Below are 19247 nucleotides of genomic sequence, written 5' to 3'. Positions count from 1 at the left end.
GGCCCCATAACAACGACCGAACCCGGGAATGAGTTCCGGAAGATCTTGGTTGGGGGCTCAGCGGAGGTGTGCTTCGTGCTATCGGACGAGTCTTTGCGGAGGGCCGGCGTTTCCCGCCCTCCGGCCGCGGGCGGACCGGACGCGGCGCCCCATGCGCGGCCCGTCTGGCCGCTCGCGCTGACGGCGGCCCTGGTCGCCGCCCTGATCGCGGTGCCCGCGTTCGCGGACGCCCCGCACTGGCTCGGCCGGCTGTCCGAGCTCGCCACCGGCAGCCCGCTGAGGCCGGAGCACGCCGTCGCGCTGGCCCTCGCGCTCGCCCTGGTCGCCCGCGGCGTGCTGCTGCGCCGCCGCGCCGCCTGGTACGGGCTCGTCACGCTGGCGCTCCTCGGCCTGCTCGCCGCGCTGTCCGGCGACGACCCGCTGTGGCGGCTGCCGCTCCTCGCCGCCGCCCTCGGCGGGCTGTGGCTGGAGCGCGGCCGGTTCCCCGTGCGCCCGCACCCCGAACGCGTCCGCGCGGCCGTGAAGACCGGCGCCCTGCTGCTCGCCGCCGCGACCCTCTTCTCGCTGGTCCTCGGCGGGGTGTCGGTCCGGTCGGTCGGCGACGTCGCCATCGGGCTCGGCGCCACCGGCGCGCCCATGGACGGGGCGTCCTGGCTCCCGGGCGTGCTCGGCCTCGCCGGCGCCGCCGGCCTGCTCGTCCTGGTGATCACACTCCTCGCGCCCGACCCGGCGCCCCCGCCCGGCGACGAGGCGGAGCGCGCCCGCGTCGCGGGCCTCGTCCTGCACCCCGGCTCCGACACCCTCGCCCCGTTCGCGCTGCGCCGCGACAAGGCGTACGTGTTCAGCGCGGACGGCCGCGCCGCGATCGGCTACCGGGTCCTGTTCGGCATGGCGGTGGCGGGCGGCGACCCGGTCGGCGACCCGGCCTCGCACACCGACGCCGTGCGGGCGTTCCTGTCGATGTGCCGGACCACCGGCTGGCGCCCGGCCGTCCTCGGCGCGAGCGACGCCCTGCTCCCGGCCTGGGGGCGGTGCCGCTCGATCGGCTTCGGCGACGAGGTCGTCATCCGCCCCGCCGAGTTCAGCCTGTCCGGGCGGAAGATGCGCAACGTCCGGCAGGCCGTCAAGCGCACCGAGAACTTCGGCGTCTCATCCGAGATCCTCCCGGAACGGGAGCTCACGCCCGCGCTGCGCGGGAAGCTGCTGGACGTCGCGTCCCGCTCCCTCGGCGGCGCGGCCGAACGCGGCTTCTCCATGAACCTGGACGAGCTGCTCACCGGGTACCACCCGGGCGCGATCGTCGCCGTCGCCTACGACGAGGACAAGGAGCCCATCGCGTTCCAGCGCTACGTCACCGCGGGCGAGGGCGTCAGCCTGGACGCGATGCGCCGCGACCCCGGCGGCCCGAACGGCGTCAACGAGCGCCTCATCGTCGAGATGGTCGAGTACGCGGCGGAGCACGGGCACGGGCTCGTCTCGCTGAACTTCGCCGCCTTCCGCGAGCTGCTGGACGCCGACGAGCGCGGCCTGCTGGAGAAGGCCGGCTACCGGGCGCTGCACCTCCTCGACCCGTGGATCGCCGTGGAGTCGCTGTACCTGTTCGACAAGAAGTTCAGGCCGTCCTACAAGCCGCGCAGCGTGGTCTTCCGGTCCTGGTTCGACATCGCGTGGCTGGCCGCGGCGCTGCTCACGCTGGAGTTCGGCCGGACGCGCCCCGCCCAGCGCGCCGCCGGCCCGATCACCGAACCCGTCCACCACCTGGGCCGATCCTGAGGCGATCCCGGCGCGGCGGAACGTCCTAGAACGTGATTCTATGGAGTCCCCGCCTGAGAGGATCGCGCATGAGCAGCACGGTGCAGGGCCACTGCGATCCGGCGTTCGCCCGCGTCCGCGACGTGTTCGAGGAGCACTTCGCCGAGGGACGCGAGCTGGGCGCCGCCGTCGCCGTCTACGCGGGCGACCGCAAGGTCGTCGACCTGTGGGGCGGTGTCGCCGACCGCCGCACCGGACGCGCGTGGCAGGCCGACACCCCCTGCTTCGGGTTCTCCTGCACCAAGGCGGTGACGGCCGCGGCGGCGCTGCTGCTCGCCGAGCGCGGCGCCTACGACGTCGACGGCCCGGTCACGGACTGGTGGCCGGAGTTCGGCGCCGCGGGCAAGGACGGCGCGACGGCCGCGCACCTGCTGTCGCACCAGGTGGGCCTGCCCGCGTTCGCGCGTCCCGTCTCCGCGGAGGAGGCCGCGGACGCCCCGGCCCGCGCGGCGGAACTGGCCGCCCAGGAGCCCGAGTGGACGCCCGGCGAGGCCCACGGCTACCACGCGCTGACCTACGGCTGGCTGGCCGGTGAGATCGTCCGCCGCCACTCCGGCGGGCGGACGGTCGGCGCCTTCGTGAAGGACGAGTTCGCCCGCGACCTGGACCTGTGGATCGGTGCCCCGGACGAGGTGATCGAGCGGGCCGCGAAACTGTCGGCGGGCCGGCGCACCGGCGGCGGGACCGACGCGCCCGGAACCGACGCGCTCGGCGCCACCGGGCAGGACGTCCTGACCCGGCTCGCCGAGGCCTACACCGACCCGCGGTCCATGATGAACCGGTCGCTGAACAACCCGCATCCGGGCAAGGGCGGCTACAACAACCCGGTCGTGCTGCGCGCCGGGTGGCCTGCCGCGGGGATGACGACGACCGCGCCCGCGCTCGCCGGGTTCTACCGCGACCTCACGGCGGGCCGCGTCCTGCGCCCGGACACGCTGCGCGAGGCCGTCCGCCCGCGCGTCAGCGGCCCCGACCGCACGCTGCTCGTCCGGAGCACCTTCGGCCTCGGATTCATGCGCCCCTCGCAGACCTTCTTCACCCCGAGGGCGGGGCGCGCGTCGGCGTTCGGCCACACCGGCGCGGGCGGCTCGGTCGGGCTCGGCGACCCCGAGGCCGGGCTCGCGCTCGCCTACCTGCCGAACCTGATGGGCGACCAGGCGTCCGGCGACCTGCGCGCCTACCGGCTGACGCAGGCGGCGTACGCGTCGCTGTCGTGACGGCCGCGGTCGCCGCCGCGCAAGAGCGGTAGCGTCCTGCCATGGACGTACGCGATCTGCATCCCTGGCCGTCCACGCCGCGGGAGGCCGAGGCGATCCAGGACCGGCTGCGTCCGATGCTCGAACTCGACGTCCCGGGCCCGGCCGCGCCGCGCACCGTCGCCGGCCTGGACGTCTCCTACGCGGGCGACGGCGGCGGCGCGGGCGACCGGCTGGCCGCCGCCGTGGTCGTCCTGGACGCCGCGACGCTGGAGGTCGTCGAGGAGTCGGTCGCCGTCGGAACGGCGGCGTTCCCCTACGTCCCGGGCCTGTTCGCGTTCCGGGAGCTGCCCACGCTGCTCGACGCGCTCCGCGCCCTGGAGACCACGCCCGACCTGCTCGTCTGCGACGGCTTCGGGATCGCGCACCCGCGCCGCTTCGGCCTCGCGTGCCACCTCGGCGTGCTGACCGGCCTGCCGTCCGTCGGCGTCGGCAAGACCGCGTTCGTCGGGACGTACGAGCAGCCGGGCCCGCGGCGCGGCGACGCGAGCCCGCTGCTGGACGGCGGCGAGACCGTCGGGCGGGTGCTGCGGACCCGCGACGGCGTGAAGCCGGTGTTCGTGTCCGTCGGCCACCGCACCGGCCTCGACGCCGCGTGCCGCACCGTCCTCGCCCTGACGCCCGAGTACCGGCTGCCGGAGACGACGCGCAGGGCCGACCGGCTGTCCCGCGGCGCACTCGCCGCGCGCTCCGGGTAGCGCATCCGCCCTGGACAATGGCAGGCTCGTCGAAAGAAGCAGGCCGGGGGGCCGCGTCAGGCCGCCCGCGACCGCTGGACGGTGCCCATGGAGACCCGGCCGATGCGGGCCGACGCCCGCCGCAACTACGAGCGACTCGTCACGACGGCTCGCACCGCCTTCACCGAGCACGGCACGGGCGCGTCCCTCGACGAGATCGCCAGGCGGGCGGGCGTCGGGTCGGGGACGCTCTACCGGCACTTCCCCACCCGGGACGCGCTGCTGCACGCCGTCCTGCGCGAGCGGATCGACGGCCTGCTCGGGCACGCCGACGCGCTGCTGGCCGAACCGGACCCGGAGGCGGCGCTCGCCCGCTGGCTGCGCACCTACCTCGCGGGCGCCTCGACCCCGCGCGGCACCTGCACCGTGATCATCGAGGCGATGGGGCCCGAGTGGGCGGCCACCGGGCTCGGCGCCGCGGCCGACGCCATCCGCACCGCGCTCGGCCGGCTGCTGGAGCGGGCGCAGCGGGCCGGCTCCGTCCGCGCCGAGATCGATCCCGGCGACCTGCTGCGGCTCGCGAACGCGATCGGCGTCGCGTCCGAGCGCGCCCCCGACCCCGGCGCGTACGCCGACCGGATGCTCACGCTGATGTTCGGCGGGCTGCGCGCCGGCTAGGGCCGCCTTGTTCATTTGACCAAGCGTTCGCTAGGTTGACCGGGAGGCAACGGGCGACGAGGAGCGTTGATGGGGCAGCTTGACGGCAAGGTGGCGCTGATCACGGGCGGCGCGCGCGGCATGGGCAAGGCGCACGTCCGGCGGTTCCTGGACGAGGGCGCCAGGGTGGTCTTCGGCGACGTCCTGGAGGAGGAGGGCGCCAAGCTGGCCGCCGACCTCGGGGACGGCGCCCGCTTCGTCCGGATGGACGTGTCCCGCGAGGAGGACTGGCAGCGGGCCGTCCAGACCGCCACCGAGACCTTCGGGGCGCTGAACGTCCTGGTCAACAATGCCGGGATCCTCCGGCACAAGACCATCGAGAACATGGCCGTCGAGGAGTTCCGCCAGATCCTGGACGTGAACCTGGTCGGCCAGTGGCTCGGGGTGAAGACGGTGACCGCCCCGATGCGCGCGGCGGGCGGCGGCTCGATCGTCAACGTGTCCTCGACCGAGGGCTTCATCGGCGCCGCCGGCCTCGCCGCCTACAGCGCCAGCAAGTTCGGCGTCCGGGGGCTGACCAAGTCCGCCGCCCGCGAGCTCGGCCAGTACGGCATCCGCGTGAACTCCATCCACCCCGGCGGGGTGCTGACGCCCCTGACCATGCAGGACGACATCGTCTCCGCCACGGCCGCCAGCGCCGACGCGTTCATGAAGGCGCTCCCCCTCGGCCGCATGGGCAAGGCGCAGGAGATCACCGGGCTGGTCGTCTTCCTCGCCTCGGACGACTCGACCTACTGCACCGGCAGCGAGGTCCTCGTCGACGGCGGCATGCTCACCGGCGCCGGCTACTGAACGCGACGGGCCGCCGGTACCGGCTTGGACCCCCGCACCGGCGGCCCGTCACGCGTCTAGGGGCGCAGCCCGACCCACCCTTCGACCGACTCCAGCTGCGCCGCGAGCGAGATGAGCGTCGCCTCGTCGGAGTCGTGCCCGAGCAACTGGGCGCCGATGGGCAGCCCGTTCCTGGTGAACCCCGCGGGGACGTTCACTCCGGGCCATCCCAGCACGTTCCACGTCCACGCGTAAGGGCACGCGGCCGCGACCCCCGACTGCGTCCGGTGGTAGCCGGCCCCGTCGAAGGCCCCGACCCGCAGCGGCGGCTGCGCCGTCGTGGGCGTCATCACCACGTCCGCGATCTGGAAGATGCGCCCGGCCCGCCTCCGCAGATACGGGTCCAGCCGCTTGGCCAGGGGCAGCAGCCGCCTCCCGAGGACCCTCCCCAGCCGCGCCTCGGCCTCCGTCCTCGGGTCGGGCCGCGGGTTCGGCAGGGAGTCCAGCCAGTCGGCGACCCCGGCCGTCCCGCGCGGCACCAGCCCGAGCGCCGTCGGCCCGTAGTCGGGGTCGGCCGGGAACACCTTGTGCCCGAGGTCGGTCAGCCTCCGCGCGAGCCGCTCGACGGCCGCCCGGATCTGCGGGTCGAGCCTCCCGCTGACCCCGAGGGCCGTCCGGTAGGAGACGGCGATCCGCAGCCTGCCCGGCTCCCGCCTCGCCGCCTCGGCGAACGGCGTGATCGGCGGGTCGAGCCGGTACACGTCCTCGGCGTGGCTGCCGGTCAGCACGTCGAGCAGCAGGGCCGCGTCCCCCACGGTGCGCGCGAGCGGCCCCCACACGGTGATCCCGTTGAACGGATCGGTGTGCGGGTGCCCGGAGACCCGGCCGCGCTGGGGCTTGATGCCCACCAGGCCCGTCCACGCCGCCGGGATGCGGATCGACCCCGCCCCGTCGGACCCGACCGCCGCCGCGACCATGCCCGCCGCCACGGCCGCCGCTGACCCGCCCGACGACCCGCCGGGCGAGTAGTCGGGATTCCACGGGTTCCTCGCGATCCCGTACTCCCGCGACTCGCTGAACGGCCACAACCCGAGCTCGCACGTCGTGGTCTTCCCCACGATGACGGCCCCGGCCGCCCGCAGCTTGCGCACGACCTCCCCGTCCCGCGCCACCGGTCGGTGGTCCCCCGCCACCGCGAAGGGCGTGGTCTCCCCCGCAATGTCCGTGTCGTCCTTGATGGCGACGGGCACCCCGAGCAGCGGCAGCCGCTCCCCCTCCGCCAGCCGCTTGTCCGCCTCCAGCGCCTCCTGCGCGGCCGCCTCGGCCCGCACCACCCGGAAGGCGCCGAGCGCCTCGCCCCGGCCGATGGCCTCCAGGCTCTCCTCCACCAGCTCACTCGAGGAGATCTCTCCCCTCGCCAGCGCCTCCGCCTGCCCGGCCAGCCCCAGCTCCACGCCGCCTCCCGCTATCGTTCGTTCGAACGAACGATACTGAACGCATCCGTTGTGGGGAAGACTGAGCACCGATGAACGCCCGTGACCGGATCCTCCACGCCACCCTCCGCCTGATCGGCGAAGAGGGCATCGGCGCCGTGACCAACCGCGCCGTCGCCCGCGCGGCCGGCGTCTCCCTCGGCTCCCTGACCTACCACTTCCCCAGCCAGGAGGACCTGCTGCGCGAGGCGCTGCACGCCTTCGTCGAGCAGGAGATCGCCCGCATCACGGCCTACGTCACAGCCCTCGCCGAGTCCGGCATCGCGCCCGTCCAGGCCGCCGACCAGGTCGAGAAGGCCGTCGTCGAGTTCGCCCACGGCCCCGAGCAGATCGCGAACCTCGAACTCCACCTGCACGCCGCCCGCGACCCGGCCCTCCGCGAGACCTCCACGCGCTCCATCGAGGCCTACGACCGCCTGGCCACCGCCATCCTGAAGGCCCTGGACATCCCGGACGCCGAACACCACGCCCCCGCGATCGTCGCGATGCTCTACGGCCTGGCCATCCGCCGCCTCGCCACCGGCGACACCACCGCCACCGGCACCGCCGACGCCTTCCGCCTGCTCCTGCTCGGCGCCCTCCCCCGCCCCTGAAAAGGCTTCTGGCCCGCACGGCCCCAGAGCGGGGTTAGGGGGCCGTGCAGGCCAGAAGTCTGTCTCAATCAGGAACCTCAGTCGGAACCTCAGCCGACGATCGCTCTGCTCTCCGCCTGTGCACCTCCGCCGTGTCTCCGATCTGACACCCCAAACGCTAAGCCGCCCACCCCCCCACCAGAACACCTTTAAGCCTCACTTAGGGAACCCCTGAGCCAGCCTTATTCGCGCCCCGTCCGGGGTCGTCCGGGGAAGTCGGCCAGAGAGCCGCTCACCTGCGAAAACAAGAGAAGGAGCCCACGGGACCAGTCCGCCCCCGTCCAGCACCGTCGAACCGCACCGACTGACGCTGGCTCCTGTGTCTCCCCTCTCAGAAGGGAGGAGGCCGCCCCATGGCCCTAGAAATCAGCGCCACCAAGCTCGCCCGGACGCTACGTCGGGCGAGACGTCCCCACATGGACCCCGCACGCCCGCGGACGTGGGTTCGCCTATAAGGGCACCGCGGCATGGGCTCGCGAGCGCGGCGTAGGGGAGCCGCACTCAGCTCATGGTCCAGACGTACACATCCTCTTCTCCCATCGCGCATGGCTCATAAGGAGGAGGAAGGTAATTTTCAGGATCGAATTCATGCTCTTCGGTTATTATCTCGTTGCAGAGCTCGATGCACTCATCGCAAATATACACACCGGGGCCCGCGATGAGTTTGCGGACCTGCGTTTGACTTTTTCCGCAGAATGAGCAGTTCAAAACTGCAACATCCCGGCCCTGGAGTTCCTGCTCGGTGCTCATGGCAGTTTCGCGCGATCCGACATCTCCAGTTCTAGAGTCGACTCAGATCACGCTTCGCCCTCTCAGTATGTGGATGGTGGGCACCTAGTGTCTGTTCTCGCCGTTCGACGACCTCTCGCAACAGCGCCTCGGCTTCCTCTACTTCTCCGATGGCCGCCAGGTTCCGCGCCAGAAGGTGACACGTACGCAATGTCGCGCTGTCATGAGCTCCCAAGATACGTCGGCGTATCGGCAGCAGGACGCGCAACATCTTGACTGCGTCACCGCGATAACCGGCTTCGCCGATGTTGAGCGCAAGATACTGACGCGACTGCAGTACATCTGCGTGTTCGTCACCAAGAATCGATATCTGCCTGGCGAGCAGATAGTGGAGTTCTACGGCCGCCTGTCGGGGGTCGCCCAGGGCCCCTATGCTGTGTGCGAGAAGTTGACAACTCCTCAAGAAGTCCGGATGGTTCTCCCCGAGAAGATCCTCCTGTGCGGCGCACACATCTTCCAGGAGATCCCTTACGCGAGGCCAATCCCCGCGTTCACCATGATCAACCGCCATGAGATAGCGAGACCGCAAGGAGGACGCGGTGCGGCTCACGACGGCACGGTTGCGGGCGAGGGCTATCAGATCAGCGGTACGCGTGCCCCGCTTCTGCGGCTGCGGCAGCCCCTGAGCCTGCATGACCACCAGAAGATGGCGGTAGATGTCCTCTATGGAGAGAAGTTGCGGGCCTTCAGGAACACCCTCCCGCAGTAGCTTCATCAGCCTCCCGGTGAAAGCGGTGTGCTCTTCACCGGGAAGGACCAGTGCGACCTGATCGCGCTGAGCGGACGTGAGCACGTACGTGCCGTCGACATCGAGTTGACCGACGACGGACGCGATCGGATCAGCCATCGTCTCCGAGATGACTCGTCCCGAGAAACAGCAGTCGAGTATGATTACTTTGGTCGTCGCATGACTGTTGAGTACCGCACTGCGCAGTTTTTCGAACTCCAGCGAGGTGAATTCGGGCTCGTTCCATTCACTGTCGGGCAGGCCAAGATAGAGCTCGTGACGCTTACCGCCGATCAGTCCATGGCCGGCGAAATACACCAAGAGCAGATCCTCTGCCTCTGATATCGCCGACCGCAGCCTCCTGCCCAGCAGGCGGATATCCCCTTCATTGAGAAGGGTGATGCAGTTCTCCTCGGGGACTATCCCGAATGTGGGGTCTGACAGCAGGATACTGAGATCCCGCAAGGAGGTCTCAGCCGCGAGCAGGTCCGGAATCGCTTCGTCATTGTATTCGCTTGTGCCCATCAGAATCACGCGCGAGCGCTGTGGGTCCGGCAGGCGCATACTATTCGGACTCTCGATTGAGCACTTCGTCGACCAGCGCCTCAACTCGCTTTTCCCGAATGTTCTTGGCGTCCACCTCGATCTCAGCCCCATCTTTGCCCAGCACCTTGATCCTGACACTTGAGCGCCGCGGCAGCGAGAGCCAGCTTCTCAGAGTGGCCACCAGAACCGAGACGGCCCCTCCGGAGCCCAGTGCCACGACCAGAGCCTGGGGCACCGTCCCCAGTTGGCCGTCCTCTGGGGCTCCTGAATGGACCGTTACCCTTCCATGAAACTCTGATTCACCTCGGAGCCAATCCGCAAGTGACTCCAAGTCCGGGATCGGGTCGGCGGATTCCAAGGAAAGTCGAGCCTCCACCGGAACCTCCATAAGAGTTGCAGTAGTCGATCTTGGGGCTCATGGCCCGGTCCCCCGGCATAGGTGTGGCGCGCTGCTGGACACGTATGTTCTGTCCACGCGAGCGGGAGGTCGCTGCGCTGCGATGCCGCCAGGAGGGGGTGCGGTCCTTGATGATCCACCGTTCTACCGATTTCGGGTCCACGTCGAGGGACCCGGCGAGCGTGGCGATTGTCAGGCCCTGCTCCAGTAGAGCGGCGCGCAGGTTCGTTCGGCATGCGTCCGTCCGGATTCCGGAACGTCCTAGGTCGCGGTCAAGCCTATGAGGCTGTCATGAACACGTCCAGTGATGTAGCGATCTCGGCCCGTAGGTCGGCCGCACGCTCCTCCGTAGACACTGGCCTTTGGAATCGCCCCCGCCGGATACGGGCTTCAGGAGAGGAGTGGCCGCAGATGATCTTTTCTCCGGCAGTGATCCTCGCCGCCGGAAAGATCAACCCCGCGGACGGCCCAGCCCTACGGGCCTGTCCGGTGGATCGTGTGTTGGTCCAGAGCAAAGCGGCGACCACTACGACCGCTACCCGGTAGTTGCGGGCGAGTTCGTCGAACCGGGGCCCTAGAAGTTCGGTGGTGCCCCTGGGGGCTCGCCCCCGCCGGACGGTGGACGCAGTCGCCAACGCGAGCACCGCGATCCGCACCGCACACCCCGACGGGCAGCAGCCGCCGACCGCCACGGGCCTGGATACGGCCCTGATGTTGTGACCGCGCCGCTGGACATGGACCGGCTGCAGCCCGACCCACTCGCCGCCGTAGGTGAGCCAGCCCTGCGCCGGCACCAGCCGCCGCGCGACCTCCGCATTGGCTTTTGGAGCAGGCTCTTAGCCGCGCGCTGCGCGGTCGGTGCGCACGCTCATGTAGACCCCGTACAAGGTCTCCAGTCCACCCAAGATCATCAGAACTACCCCGACCTTGGACGGCGTGATGATGACGATCTTCTCATCAAGGCCCGACAGCCAAAGCGCCAGCCCTGCCACGAATGTGATCGAACCAGTGAGGAGCGTCTTGTGAGCAGGGGCCATGAGCAATCCTTCCGACCGCGGGCGAACAGGCGTTCCGAATCTCAAGAAACGCTAATCAGGCCCGGGGCGCCGAACCTCCTGCCGATTAAGGAGATCGGGCTACATCCTTCGACCGACACCCCCCGTCACCCCAGCTTGTTAAACGCACAGCCGGCCCTCTGCACTGCTGGATCACGGCCATGCCGGCCCGGCCCTAGCTTTCCGGCCACAGGGGGCAGCTCATCGTGCTGGCCATGTGGGGCCTGCTCTCTACCGCCAACCTCGAAGGCCAGAAACAAAGATCGGTTGGGCCTGATGCGGTTCACCGCATCAGGCCCAACCGACCTAACTAGTGGCCTTTTCCGTTGGACCCACCTTGGGTGGTTCCTCCGGCCTCGGCCCCTTCCCGGTTGCCCTTGCCTTCGCGACCCTGCTGCTCAGCGTCGTCTCCGGCCATATCGTCCTTGGTCTTACTCATCTCTTTTGTCCTTTGCTATTTTTTTGTTTTTCTGATCGGGGAGTCAAACTCCCCGTGGACACTACTGTGTCGGACGCATGAGGAAGCGCAAGTCTCCGGCTGGGCGGCTCGGTGACGGATCGGTGGGCGCCCCTGCTACCGACCAATGTTGAGATCCACCGGACGTGGGAGGTCTCGGCTCGGATCAGCCGCAGGGTTCTGGCGCTGCTCGTTGGTCGCCTCGGCCGTGGGGGCGCGTCCCTATCGGCCGCGGCCGGTGGCGCACCCCCGCCCGACTCCTGTCTCAGGCGCGCGACCATGCTGCGAGTCTTCGGCGGCGTCACGCGGGTGGCGAGCGCCCGGCGACGCCGAGCCCGCGCGGCCGAGCCGGCGGGGTCGAGCCGGCGGGGTCGAGCCGGCGGGGTCGAGCCGGCGGGGTCGTGACCGGCCGCATCTGCCGCCCTCGGCCACCGATTCGTCGGGAGTGCCCTTCGGGGCGGCAGTAAAGGGATGCGGATCTCGACCCTTTACGCGTCACAAAGAAGTGTCTGCACAACTCTCTGCACTCGTACGATGACTATGAGTAACATGAGGTTGTAAGTCCGTCACCTCACTCGGGAGGTAGAGATGCACGTAGGTACCAAGCTCGGTGTGGTCCTGGTCGCCACGACGCTCGTCGGCGGTGCACTGGGCACCGGGGCGGTCGCCGGGGCCGCTCCGCCGCCGGCACCGGGCCTGGACGGGTCGGCCGCGGTCCAGTCCGATCCTCCGCAGGAGGAGGAAGGGCACGGTCCGGGCGCCATCGAGGTCGGGCCGGAGGGCGCCGCCGCGGCGATGCACCGGCTCCTCGTCCGGGACGAGCAGCGCGTTCGCCTCTGCGACGGGGTCGTCCTCCCGGCGGACGGGCTCAACGTCCGGACCGGGCCGGGCCTCGGCTACGCGAAGGTCGGAGTCCTGGCGAAGGGGTCCAAGGTGCGGACCGACTGGGACTCCATCCAGCGCAGGGACGGGTACCTGTGGGTCCGGCTCAACTCCACCCAGTGGATCGCCGACTACATGCTCGGCGCCGACGACGGGGCCGTCCGCGGCAAGTGGTACGTCAAGTACTCCAACTGCTGAGCGCGCCCCTTCCGGGCCGGCGTCCACGGACGCCGGCCCGGTCCCGTCGCGCTGGTAGCGTCCCCGCATGGAAGAAGTGCCGTACACCGGTGGTGAGAAGGAAAGCCTGAAGGCCGCTCTCGACAGGCATCGAGACGTGGTCCTGTGGAAGTTGAACGGCCTGGACGAGGAGCAGGCGCGGCGTCCGATGACGCCGTCCGGGACGAGCCTGCTCGGCCTTACCAAGCACCTGGGCGCCGTCGAGTACAACTGGTTCTGCGAGACGTTCGGACGGGAGACCGAGCCGCTCCCGTTCCGGGACGACGACCCGGAGGCCGACCTCAGGATCGAGCCCGGCGAGACCATCGAGAGCGTCGTCGCCTTCTACGGGCGGGCGCGCGCCGCGTCCGACAAGGTCATCGAGGAGGTGGCCCTCGAAGACCGGGGCACCGCGTGGCACGGCGCGACCGTGACCCTGCGATGGGTGCTGATCCACATGGTCGAGGAGACGGCGCGGCACGCCGGGCACATGGACATCGTCCGCGAAATGCTCGACGGCGCGACCGGCGACCACGTCCGCGAGGACGACTAGCCCGCTAGGCCGGGCGTTTGGTGCGGGAGTGGCGGCGGCGGACGAGGCGGCGGGAGCGGCGGGCCGGGGGCAGCCACTTCGTGCGGAACCACATCTGCACCTGGGCCCCGCCGAGGACGCTGCGGTGGATGCGCAGGTAGCCGCCGGTCGCCTCGGCGGCGCGGCGGGCGATGTCCAGGCCGAGGCCGGTGGAGCCGCCGCCGCTGCTGCCCCGCTTCAGCGCCGCGTCCGGGTCGGCGATGCCGGGACCGCCGTCGGCGACGAGGATGCCGGTGACGCCCTGCCCCTGGTGGAGGGTGACGACGAAGCCGGTGCCCTCGGCCGTGTGCCGGAAGATGTTGCCGAGCAGCGCGTCCACGGCGGCGGCCAGCTCGGTGCCGGGGACCGGCAGCGGTGCTGGGCCCTCGGCGCCGATCAGCTCGCAGGAGCGCCCCTCGTCCTCGGCGAGGACGGACCAGAACGCGACCCGGTCGCGCAGGACCTTGGAGGCGTCGCAGCTGCCCCGGCCGGTGGGCCGCCGGACGGTCCGGATGATCTGGTCGACCTCCCGTTCGAGCCGGTCGACGGCCTCGCGGGTCTGCTCGGCGACGTGCCCGTTCCCGAGCGACTCCACGTTGAGCCGGAGCGCGGCGAGGGGGGTGCGGAGCCGGTGCGACAGGTCGGCCGCCATCTCCCGCTCGGCCGACAGCAGCTGGACGACGTGGTCGGCCATCGCGTTGAACGCCAGCCCCGCCTCGACCAGCTCGGGCGGCCCGTCCGGCTCGATCCGCACAGACAGCTCGCCGTCGCCGAACGCGCCCGCGGCCTCGGCCAGGCGGCGGGTGGAGCGGATCATGCGGGCGCCCAGCCGGTCGGCGACGGCGACGGACCCGGCGACGAGCGCGGCGGCGACCGTGGTCATGACGAGCCACGCCTTCCACACGCCGCGCGACAGGTCCTCGTCGGGCAGGAACACCTCGACGACGGCGGTGCGGCCCGCGTCCAGCGACACCGGCTGGAGGAGCGCGTACCCGCCGTCCACGCGGGCGGTGTAGGAGCGGCCGCGCCGCCCGGCCTCGGTGAGCTGCTCGGGACGGGCGCCCTCGTCCTCGCGGGGGTTCTTCGGGACGAGGCCGCCGTCCGGCATGTGGACGGTCATCCGCCCGGCGGCGCCCGCCTGGGTGCTCGCGACGGCGCGTTCGAGGGCGGCCGGGTCCTCGGTGACGACGAGGACCGGGCCGAGCGCGCTGGCCTGCCGCTCCGCGGTGGTCAGCGCGCGGTCGCGGGCGATCTCCCGGACGGTGAGGGCGAGCGGGATCAGGAACGCCAGCGCGACCATCGAGGTGACGGCGAGCGACACCAGGACGAGCGTCCGCCTCATGCGCGCGGGTCGGCCAGGCGGACCCCCACGCCCCGGACCGTGTGCAGGTAGCGGGGGGCGGCGGCGGTCTCGCCGAGCTTGCGGCGCAGCCAGGACAGGTGGACGTCGATGGTCTGGTCGTCGCCGTAGGCCTGCCGCCACACCTCGGCGAGCAGCTCGCGCCGCGCGACGACCCGGCCGGGGCGCGCGGCGAGGTAGGCCAGCAGGTCGAACTCGCGGCGGGTCAGCTCCAGCGGCTTGCCGTCCAGCCGCGCCTCCCGGCGGTCGAGGTCGATGTGCAGGCCGCCCACGCTGAGCTCCGCCGTGGGCCCGGACCGCGCCGACCTGCGCAGCACCGCGGCGAGCCGGGCGCTGAGGTGCTCGATGGAGAACGGCTTGATGAGGTAGTCGTCGGCGCCCGCGTTCAGCAGCCGGACGATCTCGGGCTCGTCGTCGCGCGCGGTCGCGATGATGACGGGCACGTCGGAGATGCCGCGCAGCATCTTCAGCACCTCCGCACCGTCGAGGTCGGGCAGCCCGAGGTCGAGCACCACGACGTCGGGCGGGGACTGCGTGACCTCGCGCAGCGCGTCCATCGCGGTCCCGACGCTGCGCACGACGTGCGACCGGGCGCTCAGCTCCCTGATCAAGGCGGTCCGGACGTTCGCGTCGTCCTCGACCACCAACACACTCGCCATGGCGGAACCGTATGCCACCATGTGCCCATGCGTCGCGCGATGTCGTATGTTGCCCCGTGGGCCGGGGTGACCGCGCTCGCGGTGGCGCTCTCCTGGCTCGGCGTGCGCGGCGTCGTGCGCAGCGCGGTGTCGGACCGGTCGGCGCCGCCGCCGATCGCCGGGCCGGTGATCCATTCCAGCCCGTCCCCGCCGCCGGGGCCGACCGCCGCCGGGTCGCCCACCGCCCGGTCGAGCCCGCCGACCGGCCAGGACGAGGGGCCCGCGCCGTCCAGGACCCCGAAGGCGCCGCCCGTCAAGCCCAGCGGCGGCGGCTCGTCCGCCAAGCCGACCGACCACGTGCGCAGCTACGCGACGCGCGGCGGGAGCGCCGCGATGTCGATCGAGAAGGACCGGGTGCGGCTGGTGTCGGCCACGCCGAACCCCGGCTACGAGACGCGCGTGACGCAGACCGAGGGCTGGCTGCGGGTCGACTTCCTCTCCGACAAGCGCACCTCGTCGGTCATCGCGTCCTGGTACGAGCACGCCCCGACGGTCAAGGTCTACGAGTACTGAGCGGGCAACCACCCGATTGTCGACCGTTTCGCGCCGCCACGGTTTCGGCGGCGAACCCAGCGGGAAACAGTGGGTCAAATCGCTGGGACCGGCGGGGGCGGTCGGAAAGGTCAACGGCTCCCATGGTTCTGGATCCCGGAGAGGCCGGGCGCGCCGGCGCGGCGGACGCCGAGGAGCGCCGCGCGCAGGTCCGCAAGGCCGCCGCCGCGAGCGTGATCGGCACCTCCATCGAGTGGTACGACTTCTTCCTCTACAACACCGCCGCGGCGATCGTCTTCAAGGACGTCTTCTTCCCCGAGTCGAGCGACTACGCGGGCACGCTGTCGGCGTTCGCGACGTACGCGGTGGGCTTCGCGGCCCGCCCGGTGGGCGCGGCGATCTTCGGGCACTGGGGCGACCGGCTCGGCCGGAAGGCGACGCTGATCGTCACGCTGGTGCTGATGGGCGTGTCGAGCGCGCTGATCGGCGTGCTGCCGGGCACCGAGACGATCGGCTGGGCCGCGCCCGTGCTGCTCGTGGCGCTGCGGATCCTGCAGGGCGTCGCGGTCGGCGGCGAGTGGAGCGGCTCGGTGCTGCTGTCGATGGAATGGGGCGACCAGAAGCGGCGGGGGCTGATGGCGAGCCTGCCGCAGCTCGGCGTCCCGATCGGGCTCATCCTCGGCACCGGCATGATGACCGCCATCGCGCTGTCGGCGGACGAGGCGTTCCGGAACTGGGCGTGGCGCGTCCCGTTCCTGTTCAGCCTGGTCCTCGTCGGGATCGGGCTGTGGGTGCGGATCCGGGTGATGGAGACGCCGCTGTTCGCCGAGGTCGTCAAGCGCGACGAGGTCGCCCGGGTCCCGGTCGTCGAGGTCGTCAGGCGGCACCCCCGGGAGATCCTCCTGAGCGCGCTGCTGCGCTGCTCGGAGCAGATGCCGTTCTACCTGTTCACCTCGTTCGCGCTCACCTACGTGCACAAGCACCTCGGCATGGCGCAAGGGCTCGCGCTGAGCGCGGTGACGGCGGCGGCCGCGCTGGAGCTCGTCACGATCCCGGCCGCCGGGCACCTCGGCGACCGCATCGGACCGCGACGGGTGTACGCGGCCGGCTCGATCTGCGTGGCGCTGTTCGCGTTCCCGTACTTCGCGCTGCTCAACACCGAGGTCGCGGCGCTGGTCGTCGTCGCGGTGGTGGTGGCGCAGATCCCGCACGCCGTGCAGTACGGGCCGCAGGCGTCGCTGATCGCCTCGACGTTCCCGACGCGGCTGCGCTACGGCGGGGCGGGCATCGGGTACCAGCTCGCCTCGGTGTTCGCGGGCGGCCCCGCGCCGCTGCTCGCGACGTGGCTGCTGCACGACTACGGCTGGCAGGCGATCTCGATCAGCATGATCGTGGCCTCGGTGCTGACGCTGGGCGCGCTCGCGCTGCTGCCCGCCCCTGTGGAGGAGCGCGCGGCGGTCAGTACTCCGACGTGACGAACCGCTGCGGCATGATGAACATCCCGGTCGCCTCGACCGTGACCAGCCCGTCCGGTGCGCTGATCGTCCCGGACGCGTGGACCTTGCGCCCCTCCACGCGGCTCGCCTTCGCCTCCACCTGGAGCGGGACGCCGAGCGGGGTGGGGCGCCGGTAGCGCGTCTCCAGGGTGGCGGTCATGCCGGGCGTGCCGGTGGCGGCCGCCGCCATGCCGAGCGCCTGGTCGAGGACCATCGCGGAGACGCCGCCGTGCACGTACGAGGGCGGGCCCTCGTAGACGGCGCCGAGCGTGAACTCGCCCCGGACGACGCCGTCCGAGGTCACCTCCAGGCTGATGGGCGGCGCGAAGGGGTTGAGCGGCCCGGTGACGGGATTGGCGATCTGGCGGTCCATGCGGCGCTCGCCGGGCGTGACGAACGGCGGGGCGCCGCGGCGCTCGGCGGTGAGCCGGGCGGTCAGCGCCGCGATCTCGTCCGCCACCGCGGCGGCCTCGGCCGCGTCGGCGCCGGTGAGGACGGTGGCCTCGGCCAGCTCGCGCACGCGGGCGGCCAGGCCCGTCAGCGCCGCGGCCTCGTCGTCCCCCAGCATCGGCCGCTCCATCGGGATCGCGCTCACTCCAGCCTCCTCGCGGGGCATGCCCCCCATCGCCCCATTGGCCGAACGAAATTCTAAAATATGTCGGAGAGCGGTCCGGACGCAGGTCCCGCTCAGCGGTCGACCCGCCGGGGAGCCCGGGTCCTATAGATTCCTGCGGTACCCCCCCGAGGGACGCCCGAAGAGGACAAGAGGACGACACGTGACGGACCAGCCCCCGCCACCTTCCGACCAGCCACCGCACGACCAGCCACCCCACGACCAGCCACCGCCCAGCCAGCCACCGCCGTACCACGGCGCCTACGGCCAGCCGCCGGGGCAGCCGCCGGGCCCGCCTCACGGCCCGCCGTCGGCCGGTCCGTACGACCCGCGCTACGGCTACGGCCCTCCCGGCGTCCCGTACGGCCCGGGCATGCAGAACCCCGGCGAGGAGACGACCTGGGCGATCTTCGCCTACGTCGGGAACATCCTGATCGGCTTCCTGCCGCCGCTGGTCATCTACCTGGTGAAGAAGAACACCTCGCCGTTCACCCGCTTCCACGCGGCGCAGTCGATGAACTACCAGCTCACCATGCTGATCCACCTCGTGGCCGTGGCGGCGGTCTGCGTCCCGCCGGCCATCCTGCTGGACGCGCCCGCGTTCCTCGCCCTGTTCCTCCTCCCCTACCTGGAGCTGCTGATCGGCGGGTGGGTGTTCCTCATCCTCGGCGCGGTGAAGGCCGGCAAGGGCCAGTACTACCGGTTCCCGACCTTCTTCTGCTATCGCATGATCCGCTGATGGACGACGGTCCGCCAGCTCACAGGTGGGAGCGGGCGTAGCCGTCCAGCACCGGCAGGACGGCGTCGCGGTCGCCCGCGGGCACGCGCAGCACGACCTCCTCGATCCCGAGCGAGGCGTAGTGGTCGAGCTTGCCGGGGGTGGGCAGCGTCCCGAAGGGGATCACGGGCACCGGATCGCGCCCCGCGTCCTCGCAGGCGCGGCGCAGGGCGGGCAGGGCCTCGCGGACGCCCGCGCCGCCGATCGGCATCCACCCGTCCCCGTACTCGGCGATGTGCGCGAACAGCGTCGGGCCGGGGGCGCCGCCGAGCAGCACGGGGACGCGGCGGGACGGCTTCGGCCACGCCCGGCTCGGCGCGAATCCGACGAACTCCCCCTCGAAGGACGCCTCCTCGTCCGTCCAGAGGGCGCGCATGGCGAGGACGTGCTCGCGCGCCACCGCGCGCCGCCGCTTCCACGGGACGCCGTGGTCGGCGCCCTCCTCGGCGTTCCACCCGTAGCCGACGCCGAGCGCGATCCGGCCGGGCGCCAGCCGGTCGAGGGTGGCGACGGCCTTGGCGGTGACGATCGGCTCGCGCTGGGCGGGCAGCAGGACGCCGGTGCCGAGGACGATCCGCTCGGTCGTCACGGCCGCCGCGGCTAGCGACACCAGCGGGTCGAGCGTGCGGGAGTACTCCTCGGGCAGGGTCGCGGCGCCCGTCGGCGCCGGGGTGGCGCGGGACACGGGGATGTGGGTGTGCTCGGGGAGGTAGAGCGAGGCGAACCCGCGCGCCTCCGCCTCCCGGGCCAGCTCGTGCGGCGCCATGGTCAGGTCGGTCGCGAACATCGTGATGCCGAGGCGCATGGCACGT

At 71.6% G+C, this 19247-nt stretch carries 19 protein-coding genes and 1 pseudogene; 11 read left to right on the top strand and 9 right to left on the bottom strand.

The window, feature by feature from the left end; genetic code table 11:
- Nucleotides 1–75 precede the first annotated feature (75 nt).
- From ABD944_RS11405 to ABD944_RS11385, 5 genes are all read left to right on the top strand, one after another.
- On the top strand, nt 76–1773 hold the full coding sequence (locus tag ABD944_RS11405) for a bifunctional lysylphosphatidylglycerol flippase/synthetase MprF (protein ID WP_345175148.1): 1698 nt from the start codon (nt 76–78) through the stop codon (nt 1771–1773).
- Between the two features lie 68 nt (nt 1774–1841).
- Nucleotides 1842–3029: a serine hydrolase domain-containing protein gene (locus ABD944_RS11400; protein WP_345175147.1), complete on the top strand. Its 1188-nt coding sequence runs from the start codon at nt 1842–1844 to the stop codon at nt 3027–3029.
- A 41-nt stretch (nt 3030–3070) separates the two neighbouring features.
- Complete coding sequence (locus ABD944_RS11395; protein ID WP_345175145.1) at nt 3071–3766, top strand: endonuclease V; 696 nt, start codon at nt 3071–3073, stop codon at nt 3764–3766.
- 87 nt (nt 3767–3853) lie between these two features.
- Nucleotides 3854–4423, top strand: coding sequence for a TetR/AcrR family transcriptional regulator (locus ABD944_RS11390; RefSeq protein WP_345175143.1), 570 nt, complete (start codon nt 3854–3856; stop codon nt 4421–4423).
- 69 nt (nt 4424–4492) lie between these two features.
- A complete protein-coding gene (locus ABD944_RS11385) occupies nt 4493–5254 on the top strand; it encodes a glucose 1-dehydrogenase (RefSeq protein ID WP_345175142.1) in 762 nt (253 codons plus the stop codon).
- Between the two features lie 56 nt (nt 5255–5310).
- Here the strand turns inward: ABD944_RS11385 and ABD944_RS11380 are convergent, their stop codons facing one another.
- Complete coding sequence (locus ABD944_RS11380; RefSeq protein ID WP_345175141.1) at nt 5311–6687, bottom strand: amidase; 1377 nt, start codon at nt 6685–6687, stop codon at nt 5311–5313.
- 71 nt (nt 6688–6758) lie between these two features.
- Here ABD944_RS11380 and ABD944_RS11375 point away from each other — a divergent pair, with 71 nt between their 5' ends.
- A complete protein-coding gene (locus tag ABD944_RS11375) occupies nt 6759–7319 on the top strand; it encodes a TetR/AcrR family transcriptional regulator (protein WP_345175138.1) in 561 nt (186 codons plus the stop codon).
- A gap of 630 nt (nt 7320–7949) precedes the next feature.
- On the opposite strand, the pseudogene ABD944_RS11370 reads toward ABD944_RS11375, so the two are convergent.
- From ABD944_RS11370 to ABD944_RS11355, 4 genes and pseudogenes are all read right to left on the bottom strand, one after another.
- Nucleotides 7950–8108: pseudogene (locus ABD944_RS11370) on the bottom strand (ClpX C4-type zinc finger protein); the annotation flags it as partial.
- Between the two features lie 31 nt (nt 8109–8139).
- The gene (locus tag ABD944_RS11365; RefSeq protein ID WP_345175137.1) at nt 8140–9438 is read right to left on the bottom strand and encodes a caspase, EACC1-associated type; all 1299 of its coding nucleotides are present in this window, start codon (nt 9436–9438) and stop codon (nt 8140–8142) included.
- 1 nt (nt 9439) lies between these two features.
- A complete protein-coding gene (locus ABD944_RS11360; protein ID WP_345175135.1) occupies nt 9440–9808 on the bottom strand; it encodes an effector-associated constant component EACC1 in 369 nt (122 codons plus the stop codon).
- Nucleotides 9809–10653: 845 nt separating this feature from the next.
- Nucleotides 10654–10854 carry a DUF5708 family protein gene (locus ABD944_RS11355; protein WP_345175133.1) on the bottom strand — a complete coding sequence of 67 codons (201 nt, stop codon included), beginning with the start codon at nt 10852–10854 and terminating at the stop codon, nt 10654–10656.
- A 1063-nt stretch (nt 10855–11917) separates the two neighbouring features.
- Between ABD944_RS11355 and ABD944_RS11350 the strand changes: the two genes are divergently transcribed.
- Both ABD944_RS11350 and ABD944_RS11345 read left to right on the top strand, forming a co-directional pair.
- A complete protein-coding gene (locus ABD944_RS11350; RefSeq protein WP_345175131.1) occupies nt 11918–12409 on the top strand; it encodes an SH3 domain-containing protein in 492 nt (163 codons plus the stop codon).
- 67 nt (nt 12410–12476) lie between these two features.
- A complete protein-coding gene (locus tag ABD944_RS11345; protein ID WP_345175129.1) occupies nt 12477–12980 on the top strand; it encodes a DinB family protein in 504 nt (167 codons plus the stop codon).
- Between the two features lie 4 nt (nt 12981–12984).
- Here the strand turns inward: ABD944_RS11345 and ABD944_RS11340 are convergent, their stop codons facing one another.
- Both ABD944_RS11340 and ABD944_RS11335 read right to left on the bottom strand, forming a co-directional pair.
- Nucleotides 12985–14340, bottom strand: coding sequence for a sensor histidine kinase (locus tag ABD944_RS11340; protein ID WP_345175128.1), 1356 nt, complete (start codon nt 14338–14340; stop codon nt 12985–12987).
- Nucleotides 14337–15017, bottom strand: coding sequence for a response regulator transcription factor (locus tag ABD944_RS11335; RefSeq protein ID WP_345175127.1), 681 nt, complete (start codon nt 15015–15017; stop codon nt 14337–14339). The genes ABD944_RS11340 and ABD944_RS11335 overlap by 4 nt, the downstream gene beginning before the upstream one ends.
- A gap of 27 nt (nt 15018–15044) precedes the next feature.
- Between ABD944_RS11335 and ABD944_RS11330 the strand changes: the two genes are divergently transcribed.
- The gene (locus tag ABD944_RS11330) at nt 15045–15569 is read left to right on the top strand and encodes a hypothetical protein (protein WP_345175125.1); all 525 of its coding nucleotides are present in this window, start codon (nt 15045–15047) and stop codon (nt 15567–15569) included.
- A 122-nt stretch (nt 15570–15691) separates the two neighbouring features.
- A complete protein-coding gene (locus ABD944_RS11325) occupies nt 15692–17023 on the top strand; it encodes an MFS transporter (RefSeq protein ID WP_345175124.1) in 1332 nt (443 codons plus the stop codon).
- Here ABD944_RS11325 and ABD944_RS11320 read toward each other — a convergent pair.
- Entirely contained in the window at nt 17007–17639 is a 633-nt protein-coding gene (locus ABD944_RS11320) for a PaaI family thioesterase (RefSeq protein ID WP_345175122.1), read from the bottom strand. The two genes, ABD944_RS11325 and ABD944_RS11320, sit on opposite strands and share 17 nt — an antisense overlap.
- 181 nt (nt 17640–17820) lie before the next feature.
- Between ABD944_RS11320 and ABD944_RS11315 the strand changes: the two genes are divergently transcribed.
- Nucleotides 17821–18396, top strand: a complete 576-nt coding sequence (locus ABD944_RS11315) for a DUF4870 domain-containing protein (RefSeq protein ID WP_345175120.1) — start codon at nt 17821–17823, stop codon at nt 18394–18396.
- A gap of 19 nt (nt 18397–18415) precedes the next feature.
- On the opposite strand, the gene ABD944_RS11310 is transcribed toward ABD944_RS11315, so the two are convergent.
- The gene (locus ABD944_RS11310) at nt 18416–19240 is read right to left on the bottom strand and encodes an LLM class F420-dependent oxidoreductase (RefSeq protein WP_345175119.1); all 825 of its coding nucleotides are present in this window, start codon (nt 19238–19240) and stop codon (nt 18416–18418) included.
- Between the last annotated feature and the right edge of the window lie 7 nt (nt 19241–19247).

The sequence above is a fragment of the Actinomadura verrucosospora genome (assembly GCF_039540335.1).
GTDB lineage: Bacteria > Actinomycetota > Actinomycetes > Streptosporangiales > Streptosporangiaceae > Spirillospora > Spirillospora verrucosospora.
The sequence above is the reverse complement of the archived record's forward strand: the minus strand, read 5'-3'. Positions and strand labels throughout refer to the sequence as shown.